Source organism: Pseudomonas fluorescens (assembly GCF_003732425.1).
Taxonomy (GTDB): domain Bacteria; phylum Pseudomonadota; class Gammaproteobacteria; order Pseudomonadales; family Pseudomonadaceae; genus Aquipseudomonas; species Aquipseudomonas fluorescens_BE.
Genome location: NZ_MOBX01000015.1, coordinates 402736 through 429276, shown reverse-complemented (window position 1 = coordinate 429276; position 26541 = coordinate 402736). Strand labels below are relative to the sequence as shown.

General features: G+C 56.9%; 26 protein-coding genes. 18 read left to right on the top strand and 8 right to left on the bottom strand.

Going from position 1 to position 26541, the window contains the following annotated elements; all coding sequences use genetic code 11:
• Positions 1-11: 11 nt before the first annotated feature.
• A complete protein-coding gene (locus tag BK670_RS23950) occupies positions 12-1067 on the top strand; it encodes an MBL fold metallo-hydrolase (protein WP_123453467.1) in 1056 nt (351 codons plus the stop codon).
• Between the two features lie 11 nt (positions 1068-1078).
• Here BK670_RS23950 and BK670_RS23945 read toward each other — a convergent pair whose 3' ends face one another.
• From BK670_RS23945 to BK670_RS23930, 4 genes are all read right to left on the bottom strand, one after another.
• Positions 1079-1399, bottom strand: coding sequence for a helix-turn-helix domain-containing protein (locus BK670_RS23945; RefSeq protein WP_095048140.1), 321 nt, complete (start codon positions 1397-1399; stop codon positions 1079-1081).
• Positions 1386-1754: a type II toxin-antitoxin system RelE/ParE family toxin gene (locus BK670_RS23940; protein WP_123453465.1), complete on the bottom strand. Its 369-nt coding sequence runs from the start codon at positions 1752-1754 to the stop codon at positions 1386-1388. The genes BK670_RS23945 and BK670_RS23940 overlap by 14 nt, the downstream gene beginning before the upstream one ends.
• A gap of 42 nt (positions 1755-1796) precedes the next feature.
• A complete protein-coding gene (locus tag BK670_RS23935; protein WP_123453463.1) occupies positions 1797-2114 on the bottom strand; it encodes a helix-turn-helix domain-containing protein in 318 nt (105 codons plus the stop codon).
• Positions 2115-2207: 93 nt separating this feature from the next.
• On the bottom strand, positions 2208-2975 hold the full coding sequence (locus BK670_RS23930) for an AraC family transcriptional regulator (protein ID WP_123453461.1): 768 nt from the start codon (positions 2973-2975) through the stop codon (positions 2208-2210).
• 111 nt (positions 2976-3086) lie between these two features.
• Between BK670_RS23930 and BK670_RS23925 the strand changes: the two genes are divergently transcribed.
• The 3 genes from BK670_RS23925 (at position 3087) to BK670_RS23915 (ending at position 5976) form a co-directional block, all read left to right on the top strand.
• Positions 3087-3902, top strand: a complete 816-nt coding sequence (locus BK670_RS23925) for a sulfite exporter TauE/SafE family protein (RefSeq protein ID WP_123453459.1) — start codon at positions 3087-3089, stop codon at positions 3900-3902.
• 77 nt (positions 3903-3979) lie between these two features.
• Positions 3980-4699: a DUF6933 domain-containing protein gene (locus tag BK670_RS23920; protein WP_123453457.1), complete on the top strand. Its 720-nt coding sequence runs from the start codon at positions 3980-3982 to the stop codon at positions 4697-4699.
• 86 nt (positions 4700-4785) lie between these two features.
• Positions 4786-5976, top strand: a complete 1191-nt coding sequence (locus tag BK670_RS23915) for a hypothetical protein (RefSeq protein WP_123453455.1) — start codon at positions 4786-4788, stop codon at positions 5974-5976.
• A 3-nt stretch (positions 5977-5979) separates the two neighbouring features.
• Here BK670_RS23915 and BK670_RS23910 read toward each other — a convergent pair whose 3' ends face one another.
• Positions 5980-6969, bottom strand: coding sequence for a hypothetical protein (locus BK670_RS23910; protein WP_123453453.1), 990 nt, complete (start codon positions 6967-6969; stop codon positions 5980-5982).
• Between the two features lie 289 nt (positions 6970-7258).
• On the bottom strand, positions 7259-7966 hold the full coding sequence (locus BK670_RS23905) for an HNH endonuclease (RefSeq protein ID WP_311197059.1): 708 nt from the start codon (positions 7964-7966) through the stop codon (positions 7259-7261).
• Between the two features lie 556 nt (positions 7967-8522).
• Here BK670_RS23905 and BK670_RS23900 point away from each other — a divergent pair.
• The 8 genes from BK670_RS23900 (at position 8523) to BK670_RS23870 (ending at position 17007) form a co-directional block, all read left to right on the top strand.
• Complete coding sequence (locus tag BK670_RS23900; protein WP_256587276.1) at positions 8523-9269, top strand: methyltransferase domain-containing protein; 747 nt, start codon at positions 8523-8525, stop codon at positions 9267-9269.
• Positions 9244-10200 carry a class I SAM-dependent methyltransferase gene (locus BK670_RS23895; RefSeq protein WP_259697586.1) on the top strand — a complete coding sequence of 319 codons (957 nt, stop codon included), beginning with the start codon at positions 9244-9246 and terminating at the stop codon, positions 10198-10200. The genes BK670_RS23900 and BK670_RS23895 overlap by 26 nt, the downstream gene beginning before the upstream one ends.
• Entirely contained in the window at positions 10197-11342 is a 1146-nt protein-coding gene (locus BK670_RS23890) for a M50 family metallopeptidase (RefSeq protein ID WP_185036822.1), read from the top strand. Before BK670_RS23895 ends, BK670_RS23890 begins: the two co-directional genes overlap by 4 nt.
• Positions 11343-11352: 10 nt before the next feature.
• Positions 11353-11508: a 3-thiaglutamate biosynthesis pearlin carrier peptide TglA gene (tglA, locus tag BK670_RS29700; protein ID WP_156685508.1), complete on the top strand. Its 156-nt coding sequence runs from the start codon at positions 11353-11355 to the stop codon at positions 11506-11508.
• Positions 11509-11574: 66 nt separating this feature from the next.
• On the top strand, positions 11575-12489 hold the full coding sequence (locus BK670_RS23885) for an MbnB/TglH/ChrH family RiPP precursor modification enzyme (protein ID WP_123453449.1): 915 nt from the start codon (positions 11575-11577) through the stop codon (positions 12487-12489).
• Positions 12479-13285, top strand: coding sequence for a hypothetical protein (locus BK670_RS23880; RefSeq protein WP_123453447.1), 807 nt, complete (start codon positions 12479-12481; stop codon positions 13283-13285). The genes BK670_RS23885 and BK670_RS23880 overlap by 11 nt, the downstream gene beginning before the upstream one ends.
• Positions 13286-13288: 3 nt before the next feature.
• Complete coding sequence (locus BK670_RS23875; RefSeq protein ID WP_123453445.1) at positions 13289-15730, top strand: lantibiotic dehydratase; 2442 nt, start codon at positions 13289-13291, stop codon at positions 15728-15730.
• A complete protein-coding gene (locus tag BK670_RS23870) occupies positions 15727-17007 on the top strand; it encodes an MFS transporter (protein ID WP_123453443.1) in 1281 nt (426 codons plus the stop codon). Before BK670_RS23875 ends, BK670_RS23870 begins: the two co-directional genes overlap by 4 nt.
• Before the next feature lie 85 nt (positions 17008-17092).
• Here BK670_RS23870 and BK670_RS23865 read toward each other — a convergent pair whose 3' ends face one another.
• Both BK670_RS23865 and BK670_RS23860 read right to left on the bottom strand, forming a co-directional pair.
• A complete protein-coding gene (locus BK670_RS23865; RefSeq protein ID WP_095191667.1) occupies positions 17093-18343 on the bottom strand; it encodes a ribonucleotide-diphosphate reductase subunit beta in 1251 nt (416 codons plus the stop codon).
• Between the two features lie 541 nt (positions 18344-18884).
• Positions 18885-19145, bottom strand: a complete 261-nt coding sequence (locus tag BK670_RS23860; protein WP_123453441.1) for a DUF2790 domain-containing protein — start codon at positions 19143-19145, stop codon at positions 18885-18887.
• Between the two features lie 506 nt (positions 19146-19651).
• Between BK670_RS23860 and acs the strand changes: the two genes are divergently transcribed.
• The 6 genes from acs (at position 19652) to BK670_RS23825 (ending at position 26484) form a co-directional block, all read left to right on the top strand.
• A complete protein-coding gene (gene acs / locus BK670_RS23850; protein WP_123453439.1) occupies positions 19652-21607 on the top strand; it encodes an acetate--CoA ligase in 1956 nt (651 codons plus the stop codon).
• 721 nt (positions 21608-22328) lie between these two features.
• A complete protein-coding gene (locus BK670_RS23845) occupies positions 22329-23102 on the top strand; it encodes an ABC transporter substrate-binding protein (RefSeq protein ID WP_123453437.1) in 774 nt (257 codons plus the stop codon).
• Positions 23103-23193: 91 nt separating this feature from the next.
• Positions 23194-23883 (top strand): ABC transporter permease, encoded by a 690-nt coding sequence (locus BK670_RS23840; protein ID WP_007912702.1) that lies wholly within the window; start codon positions 23194-23196, stop codon positions 23881-23883.
• Entirely contained in the window at positions 23880-24578 is a 699-nt protein-coding gene (locus BK670_RS23835; RefSeq protein ID WP_123453435.1) for an ABC transporter permease, read from the top strand. Before BK670_RS23840 ends, BK670_RS23835 begins: the two co-directional genes overlap by 4 nt.
• A gap of 1 nt (position 24579) precedes the next feature.
• On the top strand, positions 24580-25692 hold the full coding sequence (locus BK670_RS23830) for a M14 family metallopeptidase (RefSeq protein ID WP_123453433.1): 1113 nt from the start codon (positions 24580-24582) through the stop codon (positions 25690-25692).
• A gap of 27 nt (positions 25693-25719) precedes the next feature.
• On the top strand, positions 25720-26484 hold the full coding sequence (locus tag BK670_RS23825) for an ABC transporter ATP-binding protein (protein WP_003227281.1): 765 nt from the start codon (positions 25720-25722) through the stop codon (positions 26482-26484).
• Positions 26485-26541: the final 57 nt, after the last annotated feature.

Genomic DNA, 26541 nt, shown 5'->3' with positions numbered 1-26541 from the left:
GTCATTCAGTCATGGCCAATCCAGTTGCTAACCCGGATAACACATCCACGCCTGAAGCCTCGCGGCAGCATCAGGGGCTGTTTCGCAATCACGCACCCGTGCAACGCGAAGGCGTACGCAAAATGCTGCGGATCATGTGGAACATGATTTTCCACAAACCGCGCAACACCCGGCCCGCCGCACCTATCCCGGTGCAGGCGTTGACCCGGGAAGAGCTGTTGGCGGCGCCGAACCACAGCGTCTATCGCCTCGGTCACTCGACCCTGTTGCTGAAACTGCGCGACAAATTCTTCATCACCGACCCGGTCTTCGCCGAGCGCGCGTCGCCGGTGCAGTGGGCCGGGCCGAAACGCTTTCACCAGCCGCCGATCAGCATCGACCAGTTGCCACCGATCGAAGCGGTGATCCTGTCGCACAACCATTACGACCACCTCGATTACCAGGCTGTGCTCAGGCTGGCCGCCAAAACCAACCTGTTCCTGACCCCGCTGGGCGTCGGCGACACCCTGATCAAATGGGGCATCGAGGCCAGCAAAGTCCGCCAGTACGATTGGTGGCAGGGCGCCGAGATTGCCGACATCCGTTTCGTCGCTACACCGTCGCAGCACTTTTCCGGCCGTGGCCTGTTCGATGGCAACAGCTCCCTGTGGGCGTCGTGGGTGATGATCGATGGCGACACGCGGATCTTCTTCAGCGGCGACAGCGGCTACTTCGACGGCTTCAAACGCATCGGTGAACAGTACGGCCCCTTCGACCTGACCCTGATGGAAACCGGCGCCTACAACGTCGAGTGGCCACACGTGCACATGCAGCCCGAAGAAACCTTGCAAGCGCACATCGACCTCAAAGGCCGCTGGCTCTTCCCGATCCACAACGGCACGTTCGATCTGGCGATGCACGCCTGGCACGAACCGTTTGACCGGATTCTGGCACTGGCGTGGGAACGCAGTATTTCCATTACCACGCCGCAAATGGGTGAGGTGTTTAACATCGCTCAACCGCAACGCGGGGAGGCGTGGTGGTTGGCGGTTGAAGGGGAGAGTGAGGGAGTTGTGCAGAGCGCTTAATGAGTTTCAGGTTAAGCAAACACCACTTCAATTCGGCCTTCTTTCCGTGATCGGGGGGCCGATTTCACTACGATCTGCACGTCTCGCCCGAGATGTGAAAGACATTCCATCATTTTGGCTTCACTGATCCCTCGAAATTTACCCCGCAGCATTTCGGAAAGTTTTGGCTGGGATAATCCAAGGATTTCAGACGCCTGAATCTGAGTGAGATGGCGAGCCTTGATGATCTCGCCGATCTTCGCCGCGAGCTGCGACTTAACCTGCATTTCACTGGCATTGGGCAGTTCAAGGTCTTGGTAGACGTTCCCGCTACCCTTTTCAATTTCTATCATTTTCTGATCCTTTCGCGTGATCCTGAGCGGCTCGAAGACGGTTTCGTATCAGATCAACGTCGGACTGAGCCGTTTTGATTCCGGTAGTCGACTTCTTTTGAAAGCAGTGCAATACATAAATGGCACTGCCGAAACGAACCGTATAGATGGCACGGTAGGTGTTGGTGTCGAAGTTTTCGATCAGCTCCAGTACACCTGTGCCTCCAAACCCTTTCAGGGGCTTTGCATCTGGATGCTTCAAACCACTCTGGGCCAAATCCAGTGCATAACCAAAAACATCCTGTACGTCTGTGGGCATCTGCTTGAGATCTTTCTTGCTACTGCAAACCCACAAGAGCGGCTTCCTTGCACTCATGCGAAAATATACCTATTTAGGAATAAAGATCAACCTGTCCTTTCAATCAGCCATCGCAAAATCCCCACGCCCCACCGATTCCAACGACGCACCCTGAACACTCGCACTACGCCCCGGCGCAAACCCGGGAAAGAACACCAACCCCTGCGCTTCGAACCGATACGCCAACGCCAGTCGCGCCGCATCCGCGACATCCTGCTGCGCTTCAAACCGATGAATGTCTTCAACCGAAACCTCAGCCTCCCGCGAGAGCTGTTCCGCGCTCCAGCCCAGCATCGCTCGGGCCTGGATGCAGTGCGTCGGGGTGAACTGGAAAAGGGCAATGCGTTCGAGGATGTGGTTCATCGCAAGAGAGGCCATGGTGTGCTCCGGGCTCAAGAGTGCTGATTGAAAATGTACTGTGTTTTTGTACAGTTGTTTTCGGCCGGGATCAAACGCATTTTTTGATTTGCGCTAGTTAACCGCCTCCAACCAGACGGACGGTGCCTGCCCGAGAATGCGCCGGAACATCGTAGAGAACGCCGCCGGGCTTTCATAACCAAAGTCCAGCGCGATGCGCGTTACTGCTTCACCCGAGGCCAGTCGCGCCAGCGCCAGAACCACGCAGGCCTGCTGCCGCCATTGCCTGAAGCTCAATCCGGTCTGTTGCCGAAACAGTCTGTTGAAGGTGCGCAAGCTTATGTGTAACTGCTCGGCCCACTGCTGTGGAGATTGATGGGCGTACGGCTGATGCAGAAAGGTCTGACACAGGGACAGGAGCTTTCCGTCAGTCGGCAGCGGAATGTGCAACGGCAGCGGTGCACTGCGCATCAGTTCATGCAGCAGCAGGTCGATCAACACGCCATCGCGTCCGCCCAAGTCATAGGTCAGCGGTAACTCCACGGCCTCCATCAGCAAATGCCGCATCAACGGCGACACACTGATTACCTGGCAGCGCTCGCCCAAATCGACTACGCCCGGCTCGATATACACACTGCGAGTGCTGACCCCGAGCATCAACACCTCATGCGCCACCCCAGGCGGAATCCACACCGCCCGCTGCGGCGGCACCACCCAATTGCCGTCATGGGTGCTGACCTGCATTACCCCGGTCGCGCCGTACAGCAATTGCGCCCGCCGATGCGTGTGAAAGGGCAGCCGGTGACCGTGGGAATAATCCGTACCGATCGCCACCACTGCGCGCGGCGTGTCATCCAGCAGATTGATCGAAACATTGCGCATCAGGCGTTTCCCGGTGATTGGCGTAAACGCAAACATTATTGGCTGAGTTGCTGAAGCAGGCCAATCGCTGCCGCTCTATCGTCGATCGCTCTACCTTCAGGGACGCTCGATATGTTCTATTTACTGCTGACCCTCTTCGGCTGCCTGACCGGCATCACCGCCGTCCTGTTCGGCTTCGGCGGCGGCTTCGTTGTCGTGCCGCTGCTGTATCGCATGCTCACCGCCAGCCACGGCGCCGACGACCCGATCGGCCAATCGGCGATGCACATCGCCGTCGCCACCTCGACCTGCGTGATGATCGTCAACGCCCTGATCGCCACCGACAAACACCGCCGCGCCGGCAATCTCATCCGTCATTACTTATGGCCGTTGGGTGGGTTTATCGGATTGGGTGCGGTTGTGGGCGCAATAGCCGCGGTTTGGGTTAGCGGCGAAGTGATTCGCTACGCGTTCATCGGCTACCTCGGCGTGACCATCGTCGATTGCCTGCTGCGACGCGGATTTCTCACGCAAAACACAGACGTCATCCCACGCCGACTTGGCGCTATGGAAACTTCCGCAGGTGGTGTAGGCATTGGCGTCATCGCGACGTTTCTCGGTGTAGGAGGCAGCGTCATGACCGTGCCGTTGTTGCGCCGTTGCGGACTGAGCATGTCGCAAGCGACGTCCATGGCCAATCCACTGAGCGTGCCGGTGGCAGTGGCGGGGACGCTGACGTACATGGCGTTGGCCGGGTTTAGTCAAGCAGAGCTGGGGGCGTGGTTTGTCGGGTATGTGGATCTGCTGGCGTTTGCGCTGCTGACGGTTGGCTCGCTCATCGGGATTCGCTTGGCCGCGCCATGGATTGGGCGGATCCCGGATCGGGTGCATGCCTGGGTCTATATTGGGTTGCTGATTATTGTGCTGTTGTGCATTTCGGTTAAATGAATCATTGCCAGGCTACAGCGGAAGAAACCAAAATCGATAACTGAGCGCCATACTCCAGCAACTGCCAGAGAACCCGGATGTTGATCTTCAATTGCACCGAAGCCGCCAGCAAATTCTTCAGCCGTGTTCACAAGGGCAAAAAGATCACGCCGGTGGATGCTAAACCGCCGTCCGCAATCATTGAAGATGATGAGCTGAGCGGCGCTGACGAGCAGTGGCTGGTGCACGCGATAACGGTACAACGCAAGCATGTGTTGCTGGTCATTCACGTTCAAACCCGCTATTGCCTGATTTTCGCTGATGCGAAAAAGGCTGACACAGAAGACTTTGTTGATCGATTTGTGGATCGTTGGGTCAAGGGGATAGTGATCAACGCCCATCATCATGACCTCGGGCAGTGGCTTAACCCGGAGTTGATGTTGGCGCGGCTGAAACAGACTTGTGAGCATCAACGGTTCTATCGACGTAGCCACCGCAGCGCTCAAAAACACATTGATGAGATTGCATGGATTTTCCAGGACAAGGTCGCCCATACGGGGTCTTTGCCACCGGATGAAATCACAGCGATGGTATTTGACGAGCAAATGAATGACACGCCGAGGAACAGCAAGGGCGCCAAGTCTTACTACTTTCCGGATGAGGAAATGGCGCTTCACTGGCTACGTCACTACTGCTTTCTCGATGACGTCCAGCTTCATACTGCCAAGGAACGTCGCCAACAAATGGCGCGGGAAATTGCGGCGCTGGAGCACGAAGCCTGGCTTAAAAAGTACGAGCAAGAAAACTCGAATAGTTAAGCGGCCCCCGCCATAATCCGCAGCGTATTTTTCAGCGTCGGTGCCTATACGCCGACGCGACCTCCGATTCCTTCAAGGATTGATTCATGCTCAAGGGACTGATGCGCCTGGCGCCATATGCCGCGGCGCTGTTCACACTGATTTCCACTGCCCATGCCGAAGATGGGCGGCGCGTATTCACCGGTACGCTGGGTAAGACTCCGATTGTCGTGGAGCTTAATACCACACAGCCGGATGAAGTGACTGGGCGGTATTTCTACGAGAAATATCATCGCGATTTGCCTCTCAGCGGCGCGTTGCAGGGCAGCACACTGACCTTGACCGAGGGCAACAATCGTTACGGCGACGACAAGCCGCTGCCAACGCTGAAACTGGAAGAGACCGGCGACGGCTGGCAGGGCGAGTGGCAAAGTCCGAAGGGCAAGAAACTGTCAGTGCAACTCACTGAGGCCAAAACTCCAACGCCAACCGCTAACACGCTGCCAATCATCGCCGCGCTGCCGAGCGGCGAGTTGTACGAATACTTGCGAGTGCAGGGGCTCAATCTCAAAGCCACGAAGAAAGAGACCTTCATGGGCTACACCCTGCAATGGTGGACGGAGCCCGACTCGAAAATTGCCTTGTTCAGTGTGGAATCCGGTTTGCCGAAAGATGATCTGCAGCGGGTTAATCAGCAATTGCTGGGACGGCTCTGGCTTGAAGTCATCCGTTATCACAGTTGCCAATTGAGTGGCGGAGAGAACGTCGATTTCATGCAACAGGCAGAACCGAAAATGATCTCGCCAGCCGTGGTCAGCCTGAATATCTCGACCAGCTATTACTGCGGCGGCGCGCATCCCGACTTCGGCGATTCACCCCTCAATATTGATGTAAAAACCGGCCACCCATTGTCACTCGAAGATGTCTTTTGGGTCGGTAAGGGCACGCCGATTTTGCATGCCGAGCGCGACAGCCTAGGCGACAAACCGCTGAGCAAGGACGAAAGTAACGCGCGCTATCAGTACGTGAGCAAAGAGTTGGTACCTTGGGTGATCAAGCAATTCACCGCCCTGTACCCCACAGAAATGAAGGCTCCGACGGGAGATGACGACTGCAACTTCCAGGATGAGAGCATCTGGGGCACTTCACCTTGGTACTTCACCGAGAAGGGCTTGTACCTCGGCGCTTACTTCGCTCGCGTACAACGCTCTTGCGATAGACCTGACTGGTCGATCCTGCCGTACTCCCTCGTCAAACAACACCCCGGCGCCGTCACACTGCAACTGCCCCAGGGCTAACCGTCACTCCAGCCCCGGTGCTTCACGAATAATGAAGTGATCCAGGTTCTCGATATTGGCATTGAAGACCTCGAAAGGCTTTTCGGGGTTCTTCTTGCCGGGCACTTGTTTCAACTCCGGCGTCACCCCATAGAAGAAACAGAACAACGCCTTGTCGCTATCCACGGCGTGCTTGATCTCTTCCAGAAACGCCTTGCGCTTGCGGTAGTTGTCGATCAGCTTCTTGTTCAGATAAACACTGACCGGATACGGCTTCTTCTTACTGTCCTCGGGCTTCTTGAACCAGACCTTGTCCTCGAAATCGATACGAAAACTGGCACCGCTGTGGAAGTCCTCGATCTTCTTGATCCGCCCCCAGTAAATCAGCCCCTTGTTGTCCGTCAGATACTCGATCTTCTTGAAGAACGAACTGTACGGCGCCGTGTGCTCGCCGACCTTCAACGGCATGCGCTTAAGCAACTCCTTGTCCGCGAAGTTGGAAACAAAACACTCCACCGGATGCGCAAACACACTGGTCTTGTCCGGCGCCGACTCACGATTCGCCGACTCTTTACCACTGTCCGCCGCCACCCGCACCGGATCATCTCGCAACACATCCGCCAACCCCGCTGGCGCGACAGGCTTGCGCACATACTCACGGCGGGTCAGTAACAACTCCGACGGGAAGTGTTCCTCCCGCCCGTCATCCAATTCACCATCCGCCGTCTCAACGCCAGACGCCGACGCCTTCAAACTCACATACGGACAACCCGCCACATGCTGCGTCGTGGGCAGATTCTTGAAGTGCGGCGTGCGCACGTAATTCACATTCTTGGCGTTGAACGTGCCCAACTCGTTGGACGCCTCGAACGCCGAACGGCAGGCATCGTTGGGGCAATGGAAGTGTTCCTTCGCAGAGTCAAACGCCACCGTCTCATCGAAATTGAGATCGCGAACATCATAGATCGACAACTTGTCGTCGAGGCTGAGGCAGTAGGCGAGATCGAATTTCATGGCGGGGCTCGGATCCTTGAGTGGGGAAGGGTATTAATAGCCGGAGGTAGCGCGGGTTACCAGTGATGGATCTCGCCACCGAGCATCAACAGAACAGCCATAAAACCGAGATTGCCAAACAGGAAGGGGTGGCTGCATGTAATGTTCGTCCATGTGCGTGTTCGAGAGTGCGCTCGGTCACGGTAAGCGTTGTTCAGCAGCACACAAAAACTGTGGCGAGGGAGCTTGCTCCCGCTGGGCTGCGAAGCTGCCCCAAACCAGCGAATGCGGTTAGCAAGGCAAGCGGCAATTATTCCTTTTCTAGTCTTCCAATGTTGTCATAAAGCCAAGCAGTGAAATCCTCTCGGTCATCCGAATGGTGGCAACGCTGGTGACAGTTGGGACATAACGCCACAACATTCGAAGGAAGGTCCGAACCCTCTTGCGACATATGTTTAACGTGATGGGCTTCCAGAAACGGTTTCCCATTCTTTTTAAATGGAGCTGGTTCGCCACAACCTTCGCACTTTCCGTTGGCCTGCTGACGAACCCAGCCCCTCAATTCAGGATCGCGAAAGTAAGTCTTTCTGGTGGTTTCGGTCCAAACAGGAGTTTTTATTCCTTTTGGGACGTATAGGAATGGCTGCCGCTCAAATTTGGCCGCTCGCTGTTCTAGCTTTGCTTCGTCCGCCGTGGGATCAGAGTCCTCAGGAGTAACAACGCTAGAAGCATCGAGCGCTGTGCGAATGCTACGCGCAACATTAGCGCCGACATTCTTGGCAGGTTTGTAACCCTTGATAGGTTCACGGCCCAACTCGACCATGACGGAAGAAATATTCTGCATCCGAAACTCGATAGAGCTCTTGGTTCGGTCGGCCAATACGCCCTCGCGAAGTACACGATTCTCGTGTGCCTTGTTGTATGTCAGTTCTTTCTGTTCACACGACCACATCCGGAGATAAGCATCGACCGCCGCCTGAATCTCTACGTCACTCCAGTCGCTGTTACTTTTATCCATAACCATACAATTGCCGAGGGCTGAAAACCCTCGGACGATACTGAGTGGCCATCACGGCTGTCTAGGAAATTTCCTACAGAAATGAGCGACAGGTCTTGCAAGTGATCCCGCAAGCAGCACCCAACCCATTGCGGTGATGGTGTTGAGTGCGCGCAGACTGACATCTCGATTGCAAATGTCGTCTTGACCCACAACGTCAATCGACGTGAGCGGCAATAGACCGCTAAATACCCGCTGCTGGTCGAAGTCTGACGTTCGAGAAGAACGGGCGTTTCTGACCTTCCTTAGAGGAAACCATAGGTTAAGAGCAGAAAAGTTCTGGTTTTCGACTGACTCAGCATTTTTTGAACAACAAGCAGAGATGCATCAAAAAGCGGGGTGCACTTCAAACATTCCTTGGTCGGTTTTCATGCACCTGTTTGGTGCGCATGAGAATAATTATTTTCCACAGAAAAATGATGACACATTAATTAAGACTGGATATTCTCTGGCCGAGCAGAAAGGAATCTCGTTGCACTAACGTGCTCCCATGTTATCGGACAAGGATGTGACATACATGTCTTCCCTAATGACTTCGCCTGCAACTCTCTACGAAACCGTCGGTGACGGCGTAGAGTCCAGCAATGCCTCATGGAGTTTCGGAGGCACGACCCCGCAACACTTTGACTCCCATGTATCGAAATCCGTACCTAAATATAAGGACGGGCACGATATCGTTCTGTCGCTCAGTGACTTTTTTGTAAAGAGCGACAGCACCTGTTACGAACTGGGTAGTTCTACCGGCACCCTTACCCGGCAACTCGCACAGCGGCACTGCGCCTCGGCAAAGTGGGTGGGCATTGATGTGGAAGACGCCATGACCCGCAAGGCGAATGAGCTTCTGAGCGCATCGCCGCAGCACAATGTCAGCTTCGTTACCGATGACATCCTGACCTTTCCTTATGAAAAAAGCGATCTGATAGTTGCGTATTACACTATTCAGTTCGTGCACCCGCGTATTCGCCAGGCCTTGTTCGATCGTATCTACGAATCGTTGAACTGGGGCGGTGCTTTTATCATGTTTGAAAAAGTACGCGGCCCGGATGCGCGCTTTCAAGACATCCTCAGTAGTCTGTATGTAGATTATAAGCGCGACCAGGGTTATAACGCCGATGAAATCCTGGCGAAGACAAGAAGTTTGAAAGGCGTACTTGAACCTTTTTCCACGGCCGGCAATATGGATATGTTATCTCGCGCCGGTTTCAAGGATATAACCAGTATATTCAAGTACATATGCTTTGAAGGTTTCTTCTGCATCAAGTGACCGGGATGTCATCGTGAGTACAACTATAGAGCAACAGTATTTGCAAGTTTTGCAAATGCCTGGAAAGTTTTGCGCGCAGAAAATGAACTGTGAGTTGTGCAGTTCCAAAGCACATTGGGTTTTACTGGAAAGTGTCCAGGGTCCTGGTGATCAGGCCGTGGCATTGCCTGTGCTCGGCTGCCAGGATTGCGGGCATATTTTCCAGCAGTACCGCTTCGATGAAGCCTTTTACAATGCTTACTACGACAAATTCTACCGCCTGACCCTGTTTGGCAATACGGAGCCGGAGCGCGCCTTCTTTCTGGACCAGGTCCGCCGTGGCGAACACCTGTGTCGGTACTTGCACGATGTGCTGCCTGCCAAAGGCAAACTGCTTGACGTCGGTTGTTCCGCCGGCGGCTTGATGATTCCCTTCGCTAAACGGGGATGGACTGTCAGAGGCAACGACCCCGACCGCGCCTATGTGGAATACGGCAAAAAAATCGGCCTGGATATCGATCTGGTGGGCGCCGAACATATGAGCCCTAGTGGTGATTACAACCTGATCATCATCAACGGTTCGCTGGAACATGTTCATGATGTCAACCAGGTCATGCAACTTTGCCGGAAGGCCAGTGCCGAGGACGGGTTGTTGTTGATTGAGGGGCGCGCGCTGGGTTATGGCATCGAGCAAGGGTTTCTGACGCATAACCATCGCCGTTACTTGAGTGCCAGCAGCATCGAGTACTTGATGTGCCTGCATGGTTGGGAACCGATCCGGACCACCCACGAGCCGGTGTGCGGGCCGACCAGGCCGGGAGCGGTGTTCGTGCTGGGCCGCGCCTGTGCCCAGCCTGCCACCGAACGCCTCGAAAGCATCAAGGCTCAGGGTCGCAAGGCACTTCAGGAGTCTTACATGCCCAGCCTGCACGCGTTGCGAGCCCGCGCATGAGTGCCTCGGCCTGCGTTCTCGAAAAGTCGAGCATCCAAGCCCATCCCTGCTTCAGGGATGACCTGGTCGTGACCTCGCCGCCTGCCGATTCGGTGACGGGGCGCTACAACCTCTACGACCCTCGTAATGATATTGGCTTTGAGCTGGGCAAGGCCGAGTACTCACTCGCGTTGCTCTTCGATGGCCAGCGAAGCCGGCAAGACATTGCCGACGCCGCCCTTGCGCAGCATCGAATAAAGGTCAGCCCTGAGAAGCTCGCGCAGTTCGAGCGCAAGCTACTCAATCTGAAGTTGCTGAGCAGCGAGCGAACCGCTCATAAAAAGGATCTGCGTGATCCCGCCACGGGTATCACCTACGGTCCGCTAAAAGAATATCTGCTGATTAATTTGGTGAAAACCGATCCGCAGCCTCTGCTCGATCATATTTACCGGTGGGCGCCCTGGTGCTGCCGCGCGGTATTCATTTTGCCGCTGCTGGCATTGGCCCTGGCGAGCTTCGTGTACCTGGGCATGCACTTCGGCACGTTCCTGGCCGATGTCGGCGAGACGTATATCCACAGTTACCACTGGTTGCTCTGGCACTTCCCGGTCATTTTGACGTCCATCGCCCTTCACGAACTGGGGCATGCGATGGCCTGTCGTCACTATGGGGTCAAGGTTAACGATTTCGGAATCGGCATCTACGTGTTGCTGGCCACCGGCTGGGTACGTCCGGTGCAAACGCAATGGTCGCAGCTGCCACTGAACCAGCGGGTGATCACCATTCTGGCAGGACCCTTGGTCAGCCTTCTGTATGCCGGCGTGGGTATAGCCCTGTGGGCAATGTTCCGTGATACCCAAGGCGTTTTACCGGCTCTTTTTGTCGTGATGATCGTGGCTTCGTTCATTTCCCTGATACCGACGCTGCTGCCCATCTTCAATGGCGACACGTACCTGGCCATTACCGAAGTGCTCGGGCAGCCACGCCTGCGCCAGCGTGCTTTCAACCATGTAAAGCGCCATTGGCGTACTGCGCCGCTGGAAACGGTTTCCCCTGCATTGCGCAGGCTCTACTGGGGGACATTTCTGTTGACCTGCCTGGGCTGGGTAATCGCCTGGTGCTTCACCGCAGCCACCTTGATTCGCCTTTTCAACCACCCATAAGGACAGTGACATGACTCAATCTACTGTGACCCCGGCTATCGCCAACGCGGATGAACTCACCACCGAATCCACCACCAACGTCGCACCGCAAGCCCTCAACGAAACGGCGTTCGAAGAGTTTGATCTCGACGATATCGAAATCATCGAAAGCAAAGTTTTCGCCTGATCGCTTCAAACGCTTCCTCGGCGTTACGTCGAGGGAGCCATCCCCTTCCTCTGACTGGGCAACCACATGGCTCACTTCGTTAAGCCCGAACCGATTGGTGTGGGTATCCAGTACAACCCCGAGATTCTCGACTGGTTTCCCTTTGAGGACATCGAAGTCGATGTGCTGGAAATCCTTCTCGACAACATCATGGCCCCCATGGACGGCCCGCAGATTATCAGGCCCGCAGCCAAGGACATGATCAATCGGCTGGCTGAGAAGTTCACCTTGCTGGCGCATTCCAATTACGGTTGCGATTTCGGTTTCAGCCCTCTCGAAGAAACCGCCGCTGTGCAACGCCATGTGCCCCTGGCCAAGATGCTGAACAGCCCATGGGTCGCCAACCATTGTTTCTATGGCGACAACTCCTGGCTGGACATCTGGAGCAGCCCGCTGCAGTTTTCCAATGCCGAGGTGCTCCGTTGCGCCGAACGCGCAAAGACGTTGCAGGCCCATTACGGGATGCCGCTGGCCCATGAAAACGCTGCCTATTACCTCCAATGCCCGGGCGCGGAAATGCGTGAAGCTGAGTTCCTGGCCCGGCTCGTGCAGCAGTCCGGCACCTTTTTGCACCTGGACTTGCACAACATCTACACCAATCACTTGAACCTGAAAAATTTCGACTTGCGCGACTACCTCGACACCTTGCCATTGGACAAGGTGATCTCGGTGCATCTGGCGGGTGGCAGCTGGCACGAAGGGCTTTACCACGACTGGCATGATTCGTGTGTGCCTGAACCTGTCTGGGATCTATACGAGGAGCTTATGTCTCGTACCCGGCCTTCGGCGATCATCCTGGAATACCAGGGGCAGGCCCACCATGCGCTGACACGAGTGATGGACGCCAGCGACGAACACATGATCGTCACCGATGTGCGCCGCGCACAGAAAATCTGGAATCACTACACCAAACCGGTTAAGGAGCTGATGCATGGATGCTGAGCAGGTCTGGAAGCTGTGGCGACGCCTGCTACGCGATGAAACACTGCAGCAGCAGTTGTACGAAGCCCAGGGTGCGACTCAATGGCTGGAGCATTATCCCGATGACGAGCGGGCGATTTTGCAGGTGTATGCCAGTCAGTTTGAGAGGGTGAAATGGTTCGTCGAGAACTATCAGTTCCGCTTGGTCAATTCGTTTATCAATGCGCTGGAAACCGGTGCCCCGTTGACGTTGCGCGCGTTGCTCAACATCGGGCTGGATCTGCCCGCACTGTCCAAGGCATTTCTGCGGCAACAAAACTGGCTCGATTATGGGCCAAGAGTTTATGGCTATTGCGATGCGGCGCTGGGGTTTCTGCTCGAGCGCCAGGAACTCGCTGATTACCCGCAGATCCGTGACCTGATGGGGCTTGAGCGCGAATGTGTGCGCCTCTACACCGGACTTGTGGACACCTGCGCCGTGGTGCCGGGCCATTATCAACGCACCGACGGTGCACGCATTTACCAGAGTAGCTATGCGCTGTCGCAGTGGTTGCGCGACAAAAGCCTGTTGGGGCGAAGCCGCCCGGAGGAAACCAGCCAACACATCCTGGTGTATTTACCTGAGCCTGAGGCCCGCCATAAATTCACGCTCATAAGCCCGCGCGCGGCGCACCTCTATAGATGCCTGGAGCAACCGCAGTCACTCGCCACTTTGATGCAGATACTGAGTTCCTCCGCCACCGCGCAACTCAGCAGTGAAGACCTGTCATTGCTCGGTAAACTGCAGCAACTCAACGCAATCAGGATGCCGGTCTAGAACATGGAAAGCTCACAATACTTCTGGCTGCGCTCGACCGGATTTCCCATTCATCACTTGACCGATCTGGGCCGGTTCGCCGACCTGCCATCGTGCCGCGTCTTTGAACAAGACTTTCGCTCACAGCAGGCGTTGAAGGCAACGTTGCTTGAGAAAGCCAACGCTCACTCGCCCCAGGCCTGCCGCAAACTCATCCGCAAACTCAACGAGCACCAGGTCCTGCAACTCTCTGACCTGCCGGAAGTACTGCGCGAACCACTGGCCGAGCCTTTGCAGCAATGGAACGGTTTATTGGAGCGGACTGCGGCACGTGAAGAGGCAGCCCAGGAATATGACGCCTATCTGGAAAGTGCCCGCCAAGGGTTGATCGACTTCCTGGATGACGACGCGGTCGCCGAGGCTTTATTCATATCCAACCCCTCGGCGATGACACGTATCCGTGAGCTGGTCCGGGATCGGCACGGCAGAAACGATACCCGCAAAAAGCAGAAGCTGCGTTTGGGCTGGAGTTACGCGCAACGTTTTTGCGCCAAGAACGATACCTCAAGTTTTTTCGGACCTTTGGCCTGGGGCCGATTCGATGCCAACCAGACTGACAATGTACGTCTGACCCAAGGTGACACGGCGTGGATCAAGGAGCGCCACACATTCTTCGAGAACTGGGTGGTGCAGCGGCTGGTCGAACAGATTAACCGGCAATGTCCAGACACCGACCGAATGCCGCTGCAGCTCAATACCGGTTGCTATCTGCAAGAACAGATCCTGTTCATGCCAATTGGCAAAAGCCAGCGCCTCACCCCGCAAACCGCTCGGGTATTGCATTACATCAGCGACCAACAGGGTCACGAGCCCACGCTTGCAGGTATGTTGAACGCCTGTCCGGAAGTCGCGCCCAGCACGCTGCGCGACCTGCTGGAGCACCTGGTGAGCAAACGGATCGTACGCCGAGGCTGGCAAGTATCGCCTCGCGAGCGCCACCCCATCGTGCGGCTGCAGCGCTGCCTGGTCGACGCGGAAGTGTCCGCTGATTTCGGTCTGGCCTGGCAATCGCGCCTTGAAGCGTTGGAAGGCTTGCGCCGGGATTATGCCGACGGCGACCTGATGCGCCGGACCGAATGCCTGGAGGGTTTGAACCAGCTGCTTGGCGAGGCAGGGGTCGACCTCAGCCGAGAAACCGGCGCCATGTATGTCGGGCGTTACCCGGTGTACGAGGATTGTTCGAGAAACATAGACATCAGCCTTGGCCAGGCCATGCTCAGCCAGGTCAACGAAGAACTGGCGCCGCTGATGCGCATCAATCAGTGGCTGATCAAGGCCATCGCGCATCAACTCAATGAGGCTTTCATTGAAGTCTGGGAACAGCGCCAGACTGCCAGCCCCGATCAGCCAGTTGATTTTCTCGACCTGCTCAACAGCCTCGCGCCTCTGTTACCTGCACTAGAAGCGCGCCTCATCCTCGACCTCGAGCAACGCCTGGAAACAGCCTGGACGCAAGTGCTGCAGGACTTCCCGAACCATCCCGAGGTACAACTTTGCGCGGCGGACATCGAGCGCCTGATCACCTTGCTGAACACCGATCTGAACGTCGCTGGCTTCGAGGTGTTCGGCAGCGACTATCATTCTCCGGATATCCTGCTCTCCAGCGTGTCGGTCGAGGCCTTCAATCGTGGCGACTACCAAATCATCGTGGGTGAAGTGCATCCGGCAGTCCATACTCTGAGCCAGCCCGTCGCCGCGCCGTTCGGACCGTTCAATACTCAGATAAACCAACAGGTAGAGGCGCTATTCCAACGCCCTCGTCTGGTACTGGCTGACTCGCCCGACAGCTATCAACGCTCCCACATCGACTGGCCATTGCAGCCCTCATATTTGCAACTGGTGCTGCCGTCTGGCGGCGGTTGTGTCGCGGCGCACCAACAGTTTGCCGCCGGCAGGGCAAAAGTGCTGCGGGTGAATGGTCGCCTGCAAGTGGTCGATGCCCTGGGTCAGTTCAGCGAAGACTTGCTGTGCGTGTATTCCACTCCCATGCATCGGCTGGGCTTCGCCCTGGCCGGCAGCGCCGTGGCCAAACACGAACACCGACGTATCTGGTTGGGCCGCACCCTCTACAAGCGCGCTTCCTGGCTATTTGCCAGCGATCTCCTGCCAGAGCCGAAGGGCTCGGTCGACGAGCTTGAGCACACCCTGCAATGGCGTGCCTGGGCCGCCGTCAACGGTTTGCCCCGTTATGCCTTCGTCAAGATCGATACCGAACCCAAACCGCTGTTCCTCGACTTCGATAACCCGTTGTCCTTCGACGGCATCACCAATGCGCTGAAGAATGCTGGGCACGTAAAGTTCTCTGAAATGCGACCGTGCCCCGATGAACTTTGGCTTGAAGAGATGCGGGGGCGTTTCTGCTGTGAAATACGCACAACCTTTTCCACATGCGAGGCTCCGACATGAGTAATGAGAATACAGGCTCGTGCGCCAAGGCCGACCAGGAAATCAAGCACACTTTTTTGTACCTGTTCCTGACCATATTCATCCCATTTGGCCTCGGCCATTTTGTGTCGTACCTGTTTCGCACGGTCAATGCCTTGATTTATGTGGACCTGGAACGGGAACTGAACCTGCCCCCCAGCAGCCTGGGCCTCCTGACCGGCGTGTATTTTCTTACCTTCGCCGCGGCGCAGATTCCGCTCGGTGTCATGCTCGACCGCTACGGTCCGCGCAGCGTGCAGGCACCTATGCTGCTGTTCGCCGTGTTGGGCTCTCTGATTTTCAGTTTCTCCCATACCGAAATGGGTCTGATCATTGGTCGCGGTCTGATCGGCCTGGGTGTCGCTGGTTCCCTGATGAGCGCAATCAAGGCGTGCGCCATCTGGTTGCCCGCCGAACGCCTGCCGTTGAGTACGGCATGCCTGTTATCGGTAGGCGGCTTAGGCGCCATGGCGTCCACCACGCCCTTGCATGAACTGCTCAAGTGGATCTCATGGCGTGAAGCATTCTTGATCCTGGCGCTACTGACTTTGTTCGTCTGCGTGGTCATTCATTTCAGCGTACCGCGTACTTACAAACCCAAACACACCACTCTCGCCGAAATGTCCAAGGCGGTGGGGACGCTGTATTCCTCGTGGGTATTCTGGCGACTGGCGTTGTACTCGGTATTTGCCCATGCGATCTATATGTCGGTGCTGTCGCTGTGGATGGGGCCGTGGCTACGCGATGTCGCCCAGTTGAGCGAATCCAGCATGGCCAATACCCTGCTCTGGGGCACCGTGGCGATGGTTGCAGGCTCGCTGGCCTTCGGCTCGATCACAGACTACCTGCGGCGATTTGGCGTTCAACCGATCATGGTATGCGGCGTCGGAGTTTCGATTTTCATCGTATTTCAATCGCTGATGATCAGCGGACTGCCTGTATCGCCGCTGCTGATTGCTATGGGTTTCAGCTTCTTCGGCACCTCCACGACCATGAACTACGCGATCGTAGCTCAGTCGGTATCGCCTGAGCTGGCCGGGCGGGTCAGTTCGTCGTTCAACCTGGTGGTGTTCGTGCTGGCGTTCGTCTTGCAATGGTTGATGGGGGAAATTTTGAACCTGTGGCCGGCAACTGGGCAAGGGCACCCGGTGGAGGCTTATCAGTGGTCGCTGGGAGTGATGATTGCGTTGCAGGTGCCGGGGGTGTTGCTGTGGCTGAGTTTTAAGCCGTGGGAACTGAAAGCAGCGGCGGCGCGCTAAAACCAGGGCTGTCAGGTCGTTTTCGTTCGGAAGTAGACTCGAAAAAAAACCCGCATGTGCGGGTTTTTTTGTGGTGCAGCTAGAATCAATCCCAGCTCAACGCCCCACCAGTCTGATACTCGATCACGCGAGTCTCAAAGAAATTCTTCTCTTTCTTCAAGTCCATAATCTCGCTCATCCAAGGGAACGGGTTAGTCGTCCCTGGGTACTCTTCTTTCAAACCGATCTGCGACAGACGACGGTTAGCGATGAACTTCAGGTAGTCCTCCATCATCGCCGCGTTCATGCCGAGTACGCCGCGAGGCATGGTGTCACGTGCGTATTCGATCTCCAGCTGCGTACCCTGCAGAATCATCTGGGTCGCTTCTTCCTTCATCTCGGCATCCCACAGGTGTGGGTTTTCGATTTTGATCTGGTTGATCACGTCGATGCCGAAGTTCAGGTGCATGGATTCGTCGCGCAGGATGTACTGGAACTGCTCGGCGACGCCGGTCATTTTGTTGCGGCGGCCCATGGAGAGGATCTGGGTGAAGCCGCAGTAGAAGAAGATGCCTTCCAGAACGCAGTAGTAGGCGATCAGGTTGCGCAGCAGCTCTTTGTCGGTTTCGACGGTGCCGGTTTCGAACTTCGGATCGGAGATCGAACGGGTGTATTTCAGGCCCCAGGTGGCTTTTTTCGCGACCGACGGGATCTCGTGGTACATGTTGAAGATCTCGCCTTCATCCATGGCCAGCGATTCGATGCAGTACTGGTAGGCGTGGGTGTGGATCGCCTCTTCGAAGGCCTGGCGCAGGATGTACTGGCGGCATTCCGGGTTGGTGATCAGGCGGTACACGGCCAGCACCAGGTTGTTGGCAACCAGCGAGTCGGCGGTGGAGAAGAAGCCGAGGTTGCGCATGACGATGCGGCGCTCGTCGTCGGTCAGGCCTTCCGGGTTTTTCCAGAGGGCGATGTCGGCGGTCATGTTGACTTCTTGCGGCATCCAGTGGTTTGCGCAACCGTCCAGATACTTCTGCCAGGCCCAGTCGTACTTGAATGGCACGAGTTGGTTGAGGTCGGCGCGGCAGTTGATCATGCGCTTTTCGTCAACGGCGACACGGGCGGAGGCGCCTTCGAGTTCGGCGAGGCCTTCGGCGACGTCGAGGGAGTTCAGTGCAGCCTTGGCGCGGGCCACGGCGGCCGAGTCGTCGGCGGTGACGGCGCGGGCTTCCAGCGCTGCGGCGCCGCCGGCGTTGTCGAGGCGGTCCATGTTGGCTTCAGTAGCGTGGCCGGCGTTGGCGCCTTTCACTGCTGCTACTTCACTGTCTTCTTTGTCGAATTCGTCCCAGCTCAGCATGACGTGTCGTCTCCTGCGTGAGGGCCTGTGCCCGTGTGAAACCTGATGGGTTGGTTTTTCACACGGTCGTACAGACCGCGTTGGATGTCGTTTTTTGCAGCGATGCACGCAGGCAAATAAACAGAAATTTTGACGGGTTCCGAGAGCCTCTGATGGGCGCAATCAGCGTTAAACGCTGCTGCGGGGCTTCAGAATGGCTTTTGCTCCCTGTAAGGGAATATTGCTGACCCGTATGGGGCGGCATTATAGGGAAAAAAACACGGCTGTGCTGAGGCGAATCCGCGCATGGAGCGGTCGAGGAGGGTGGTTTTTCGACGAGAGTGAGGGTTTACAGGGCTTTGCCGGGGAAAGATTTTTTTTCGTAAAAATCTCGCTAATGTGAATTTGCTCAAAAAACGAACAAAAAAACCGGTTTTTCACTACATCTAGTGTTTTGCAAGCATTTTTGCCGGCTTCAAACACAACTGAGCCCGACCGAAGTCGGGCTGGAATCGACCCTCAATGACGCGCTGAGAGGTCCAATTCGGTGCAGTCTCAATCATCAATTGGTGCAGCCGTTGCCCATGATGCTGTAACGCAGGATGTGCCGCTGACCTTTGGAGTCGTCGTATTCCATTTTGGCCGGAACCACTTCGCAGACATTCGGAACTTCGCTCATCGAAACAACTTTGGCGATGTCCAGGTGAGTCGAGTAAGTGTATTCCTCAATAACCGGTTGTTGCTGCGCGACATCAGTCGGAATCTCATCTGCCATGGCGGTTGCGCACAGACTGCTGAGGGCCAGAACCAATAAAGCTTTCATTTCAAATTTACCTTTTTGAGGTCGAGTGGGGTCACGCAACCTTTTTAGGGTTGCGTGTGGAACTTCATCGTTTGCAGTTATTACTTGAGAGCTGGATTAACGGCCTTCGTGGGGGCTGTAACGTTGTTAATCGCTTTTGCCTTGTCGGCGAGGTGAATTTTAGGGATGTGGGGCGGGGGTAAACAGAGCGGGTTTTGATAAACACCTTTGGCGGATTTGGTAACAATCCGCGAAATCCCCCTGTAGGAGCTGCCGAAGGCTGCGATCGTTTGATCTGGATGTTTAGAAGCAAGATCAAAAGATCGCAGCCTTCGGCAGCTCCTACAGGCTTGCGGGCAAGCTCCCACAGGGGATTGGGGATGTTTGGGGGCTAGGTGTAACGCCCGCGTTCCGGATAGGTGGAGGATTTGTAGGGGCTTGTTACTACCATCGTCGAATGGTTCTATGGGGCCGGCCCGGATACAACGGGGTCATACAAAAACAACTATTACACCGAGGTAGGAAAGATGAGTGCGGCTTCTCTGTATCCTGTTCGTCCCGAGGTTCTGGCTAACACGCTGACTGACGAGGCGACCTACAAAGCCATGTACCAGCAGTCGGTCGTCAATCCTGACGGCTTCTGGCGCGAGCAAGCCAAGCGTCTCGACTGGATCAAGCCTTTCACCACGGTGAAACAGACGTCCTTCGATGATCACCACGTCGACATCAAGTGGTTTGCCGATGGCACCCTGAACGTCTCCTACAACTGCCTCGACCGCCACCTGGCCGAGCGCGGCGATCAAGTCGCGATCATTTGGGAAGGCGACGATCCTTCCGAGAGCCGCAACATCACCTACCGCGAACTGCACGAGCAAGTGTGCAAGCTCGCCAACGCCCTGCGTGGTCAGGACGTGCACCGTGGCGACGTGGTGACCATTTATATGCCGATGATTCCCGAAGCCGTGGTCGCCATGCTGGCCTGCACCCGGATCGGCGCAATTCACTCGGTGGTGTTCGGCGGTTTCTCGCCGGAAGCCCTGGCCGGTCGCATCATCGACTGCAAATCGAAAGTGGTGATCACCGCTGACGAAGGCATCCGTGCCGGCAAGAAGATTCCGCTCAAGGCCAACGTCGACGACGCGCTGACCAACCCGGAAACCAGCAGCATCCAGAAAGTCATCGTGTGCAAGCGCACCGGTGGCGACATCAAGTGGAACCAGCATCGCGACATCTGGTACGAAGACCTGATGAAAGTGGCGGGCACCGTGTGCGCGCCGAAAGAGATGGGCGCTGAAGAAGCGCTGTTCATCCTTTATACCTCCGGCTCGACCGGCAAGCCGAAGGGCGTGCAACACACCACCGGCGGTTATCTGCTGTACGCGGCGATGACCCACGAGCGCGTGTTCGACTACCGCCCGGGCGAAGTCTACTGGTGCACCGCTGACGTCGGCTGGGTCACCGGTCACAGCTACATCGTCTACGGCCCGCTGGCCAATGGCGCGACCACGCTGCTGTTTGAAGGCGTGCCGAACTACCCGGACATCACCCGAGTGGCGAAGATCGTCGACAAGCACAAGGTCAACATCCTCTACACCGCACCGACCGCGATCCGCGCGATGATGGCGTCGGGCACCGCCGCTGTTGAAGGCGCCGATGGCAGCAGCCTGCGTCTGCTCGGTTCGGTCGGTGAGCCGATCAACCCGGAAGCCTGGGACTGGTACTACAAGAATGTCGGCAAGTCGCGTTGCCCGATCGTTGATACCTGGTGGCAGACCGAGACTGGCGGCAACATGATGAGCCCGCTGCCGGGTGCTCACGCGCTGAAGCCGGGTTCGGCGGCGCGTCCGTTCTTTGGTGTGGTGCCGGCGCTGGTCGACAACCTCGGTAACATCATCGAGGGCGAGGCCGAAGGCAATCTGGTGATTCTCGATTCGTGGCCAGGTCAGGCGCGTACGCTGTATGGCGATCACGATCGTTTCGTGGATACCTACTTCAAGACGTTCCGTGGCATGTACTTCACCGGTGACGGCGCGCGTCGTGACGCCGATGGTTACTACTGGATAACCGGGCGTGTCGATGACGTGCTCAACGTGTCCGGCCACCGCATGGGCACGGCCGAGATCGAGAGCGCGATGGTTGCTCACCCTAAAGTCGCTGAGGCGGCGGTGGTCGGTGTGCCCCATGACATCAAGGGGCAGGGCATCTATGTCTACGTCACGTTGAAGAATGGTGAAGAACCGACTGAGCAGTTGCGTCTGGAGCTGAAGAACTGGGTGCGCAAGGAGATCGGGCCGATCGCTTCGCCGGATGTGATTCAGTGGGCGCCGGGGCTGCCGAAGACGCGCTCGGGCAAGATCATGCGCCGGATTCTGCGCAAGATTGCTACGGCGGAATACGATGGGTTGGGCGATATCTCGACGCTGGCGGATCCGGGTGTGGTGCAGCATTTGATTGATACGCACAAGACCATGAATGTTGCTTAAACGTTAGAAGCATAGGAGCCCTGTCCGGTTTTGCCGGGCGGGGCTTTTTTGTGTCTGGTGGATTTGTGTCGATCGGGCCGGCCCCTTCGCGAGCAGGCTCGCTCCCACAGTTTGACCGAGTACCTTCAGACAAAATGCAGATCCCCGTGGGAGCGAGCCTGCTCGCGAAGGCAATTTGTCGGACGCCGAGGTAGTCCGCTGTCGGAACGAGGACTCACCCAACCAATAATTATCGATCTCCCCCGTAAGACATTTCCCGCTGTTACCCGCCGCCTTCCACGTAACCGAATGTGTAACCGACCGCCCCACGACGGGGCAAAGGGAAACGCATCGCCCCGTTTTAGAGCCTCAAAACCCCCGGTGAAAAATAAGACACAACGCTGCGCTTGCCGGATTAGAAGGGTTTGCGAATAATAGGCCCGCAATTTGCAACATAGATCGGTTCACAATCTTTCGCTCTTGCATGAATTTGCAGGGCTGTCAATGTGCTCAAGTCGGTTTCTCTGTGCATCTGTAATTAGTTGTCGCATTGAAGAAATATCGGCTTCGGGCCTGTCGTTAGAATGCCGATCACTCGCTCATCGTGGCTGACGTTGAAACCTCCTACGGTTTCAATGGGAAATTTCCCACCGATGCAGCAACCGATTTCCAGATTCACCCATTCGCATATTGGGCTGTCGCTCACTCTGCCGTTTTTGCCCTTTACCGATGGAGTCCCAAGATGAAGAAACTTGTGCTGCTTGGCGCCCTGGCACTGTCCGTGCTGTCGATGAACGCCTTCGCTGACGAAAAACCTCTGAAGATCGGTATCGAAGCGGCTTACCCTCCGTTCGCCTCGAAAGCGCCGGATGGCAGCATCGTCGGTTTCGACTACGACATCGGCAACGCTCTGTGCGAGCAGATGCAGGTCAAGTGTGTGTGGGTCGAGCAAGAGTTCGACGGTCTGATCCCGGCACTGAAAGTGCGCAAGATTGACGCGATCCTGTCGTCGATGTCGATCACTGAAGACCGCAAGAAGTCGGTCGACTTCACCAACAAGTACTACAACACCCCGGCACGTCTGGTCATGAAGGCCGGTACTCAGGTCAGCGAAAACCTGAGCGAGCTGAAGGGCAAGAACATCGGCGTACAGCGTGGTTCGATCCACGAGCGTTTCGCCCGCGAAGTTCTGGCGCCACTGGGTGCCGAGATCAAGCCGTACGGCTCGCAGAACGAAATCTACCTCGACGTGGCCGCCGGTCGCCTCGACGGTACCGTGGCTGACGCTACCCTGCTGCAAGATGGCTTCCTGAACACCGATTCCGGCAAAGGCTTCGCTTTCGTCGGTCCACAGTTCACCGACGTCAAATACTTCGGCGACGGCGTAGGCATCGCGGTACGCAAGGGCGACGCCCTGAAAGACAAGATCAACGCCGCCATCGCGGCCATCCGCGACAACGGCAAATACAAAGCAATCCAGGACAAGTACTTCGCCTTCGATATCTACGGCAAGTAACACGTCTCTGCGACAAGTCCGAAATGGCGCAAGCAACAGGATCTCTGCGGTTTGCGCCATTTTTTCATCCCAACTTTCGAGGACCTGAATCATGTTGAAAGGCTACGGGGCTGTCATCCTCGATGGCGCATGGCTGACGCTTCAGCTCGCCTTGTCGTCCATGGCTCTGGCCATCGTTCTCGGGCTGATCGGTGTCGCGTTGCGCCTGTCGCCGGTGCGCTGGCTGGCCTGGCTGGGCGACCTGTATTCCACGGTCATCCGCGGGATTCCCGATCTGGTGCTGATCCTGCTGATCTTTTACGGCGGTCAGGACTTGCTCAACCGCGTCGCACCGATGCTCGGCTATGACGACTATATCGATCTGAACCCGCTGGCCGCCGGTATCGGCACCCTCGGCTTCATCTTCGGTGCGTACCTGTCGGAAACCTTCCGTGGCGCGTTCATGGCGATCCCTAAAGGTCAGGCCGAAGCGGGCATGGCGTACGGCATGAGCAGTTTTCAGGTGTTCTTCCGAGTGATGGTGCCGCAGATGATTCGTCTGGCGATCCCGGGCTTCACCAACAACTGGCTGGTTCTGACCAAGGCGACCGCGCTGATTTCCGTGGTCGGTCTGCAAGATATGATGTTCAAGGCCAAGCAGGCGGCAGATGCCACTCGCGAGCCTTTTACCTTCTTCCTCGCAGTGGCGGCGATGTACCTGGTGATCACCAGTGTTTCGTTGCTGATCCTGCGTCAACTTGAGAAGCGCTACTCGGTAGGCGTAAGGGCGGCTGATCTATGATCTTCGACTACAACGTCATTTGGGAGGCCATGCCGCTGTACCTCGGCGGCCTGGTGACCACCCTCAAATTGCTCGCGCTGTCGCTGTTTTTCGGTCTGCTCGCGGCCCTGCCGCTGGGGCTGATGCGCGTTTCGAAGAACCCGGTCGTCAACGGCGCGGCGTGGCTTTACACCTACGTGATCCGTGGCACGCCGATGCTGGTGCAGCTGTTCCTGATCTACTACGGTCTGGCGCAGTTCGAAGCAGTACGCGAAAGCTTCCTATGGCCGTGGCTGTCCAGCGCAACGTTCTGCGCGTGCCTGGCCTTCGCCGTCAACACCAGCGCCTACACCGCTGAAATCATTGCCGGCAGCCTCAAGGCGACGCCGAACGGTGAGATCGAAGCGGCCAAGGCGATGGGCATGTCGCGCTTCAAACTGTACAAGCGCATCTTGCTGCCATCGGCCCTGCGCCGGGCACTGCCGCAGTACAGCAACGAAGTGATCATGATGCTGCAGACCACCAGTCTGGCCTCCATCGTGACGCTGATCGACATCACCGGCGCGGCGCGTACCGTCAACGCGCAGTTCTATCTGCCGTTCGAGGCGTACATCACCGCTGGTGTGTTCTACCTGTGCCTGACCTTCATTCTGGTCAAACTGTTCAAACTGGCCGAGCGTCGCTGGTTGAGCTACCTGGCCCCGCGGAAGCACTGATATGGAACGCATCGACCACGTATTGCCGTGGAGCCATCTGGGCAGCGAGCGCAAGATTTCGGTCTTTCGCTTTGGGCATGGCGAGCGCAAGGCGTACATTCAGGCCAGCCTGCACGCTGACGAATTGCCGGGCATGCGCACCGCCTGGGAGCTGAAAAAGTGCTTGGGCGAACTCGAAGCCAAAGGCTTGCTCAACGGTGTCATCGAGCTGGTGCCGGTCGCTAATCCGTTGGGGCTCGGACAATTGCTGCAAGGCAATCATCAGGGCCGTTTCGAGGCCGGTAGCGGCAAGAATTTCAACCGTGATTTCGTCGAGCTGAGCGCGCCGGTTGCGGCCGCATTGGCCGACAGCCTCGGTGATGATCCGCACGCCAATGTGCGCCTGATCCGTCAGGCCATGGCCGATCACCTGGCGGCATTGCCGGAGGCGAGCAGCCAGTTGCAAGGCATGCAGCGCGTGTTGCTCAGCCATGCCTGCACCGCCGATGTGGTGCTGGACTTGCACTGCGATGCCGAAGCCGCGCTGCACATGTATGCGTTGCCGCAGCATTGGCCGCAGTGGCGTTCGCTGGCCGCGCATCTGAATGTGCGTGTGGGCTTGCTCGCGGAAGATTCCGGCGGCAGCTCGTTCGATGAGGCGTGCTCGTTGCCTTGGCTGCGTCTGTCGCGGCAGTTCCCCGAGGCGCAGATTCCGCTGGCGTGTCTGGCGACCACGATTGAGCTGGGCGGTCAGGCCGATACCGGTCGCGCCGAAGCCTGCGCGTATGCTGAAGGCATTCTCGCCTTCCTCGCCGAGCAAGGTTTGATCACCGGTGAGTGGCCGAACCCGGCACACGAAGCGTGTGAAGGCATGCCGTTCGAAGGCACCGAGTTGCTGTTCGCGCCGCATCCGGGCGTCGTGAGTTTTCTGCGCAAGCCTGGCGAGTGGGTCGAGGCGGGCGACGAGATTTTTGAAGTGATTGATCCTCTGTCCGATCGGGTCAGCACGGTGTGTGCTGGTACCTCCGGGGTGCTGTTTGCCATTGAACGGCTGCGTTATGCCCAACCCGGTTTCTGGCTGGCCAAGGTGGCGGGGCGCGAAGCGCTGCGTCACGGGCGCTTGCTCAACGACTGACTGACTGTTTTTGTGAGAACCGACCGCATGTACAAACTTGAAGTCCAAGACCTGCATAAACGCTATGGCAGTCACGAAGTGCTCAAGGGCGTGTCCCTGAAAGCGGCAGCCGGCGATGTGATCAGCATCATCGGCTCCAGTGGCTCCGGCAAAAGTACTTTCCTGCGTTGCATCAACCTGCTCGAGCAGCCGCACGCGGGCAAGATCCTGCTCAACAACGAAGAGCTGAAGCTGGTGGCGAACAAGGACGGCGCGCTGAAAGCCGCTGATCCGAAACAGCTGCAGCGCATGCGTTCGCGCCTGTCGATGGTGTTCCAGCATTTCAACCTGTGGTCGCACATGACCGCGCTGGAAAACATCATGGAAGCGCCAGTGCATGTACTCGGCGTATCCAAGGCCGAAGCCCGCGAAAAAGCCGAGCACTACCTGAACAAGGTTGGCGTGGCCCATCGTAAGGATGCTTTCCCAGGACACATGTCCGGCGGCGAGCAGCAGCGTGTGGCGATTGCCCGTGCGCTGGCGATGGAGCCTGAGGTGATGCTGTTCGACGAGCCGACCTCGGCCCTCGACCCGGAGCTGGTGGGCGACGTGCTGAAAGTCATGCAAGCGCTGGCTCAGGAAGGCCGCACCATGGTCGTGGTGACACACGAAATGGGCTTTGCCCGTGAAGTGTCGAACCAGTTGGTGTTTCTGCACAAAGGTGTTGTTGAAGAGAGCGGCAACCCACGCGAAGTGCTGGTCAATCCGCAATCGGAACGTCTGCAGCAGTTCCTCTCGGGCAGCTTGAAATAATTCAGGGCTGCCGTTGCGCACCGAGATAGTGCATGCTCCGCAACCTGAAGGCTGGCT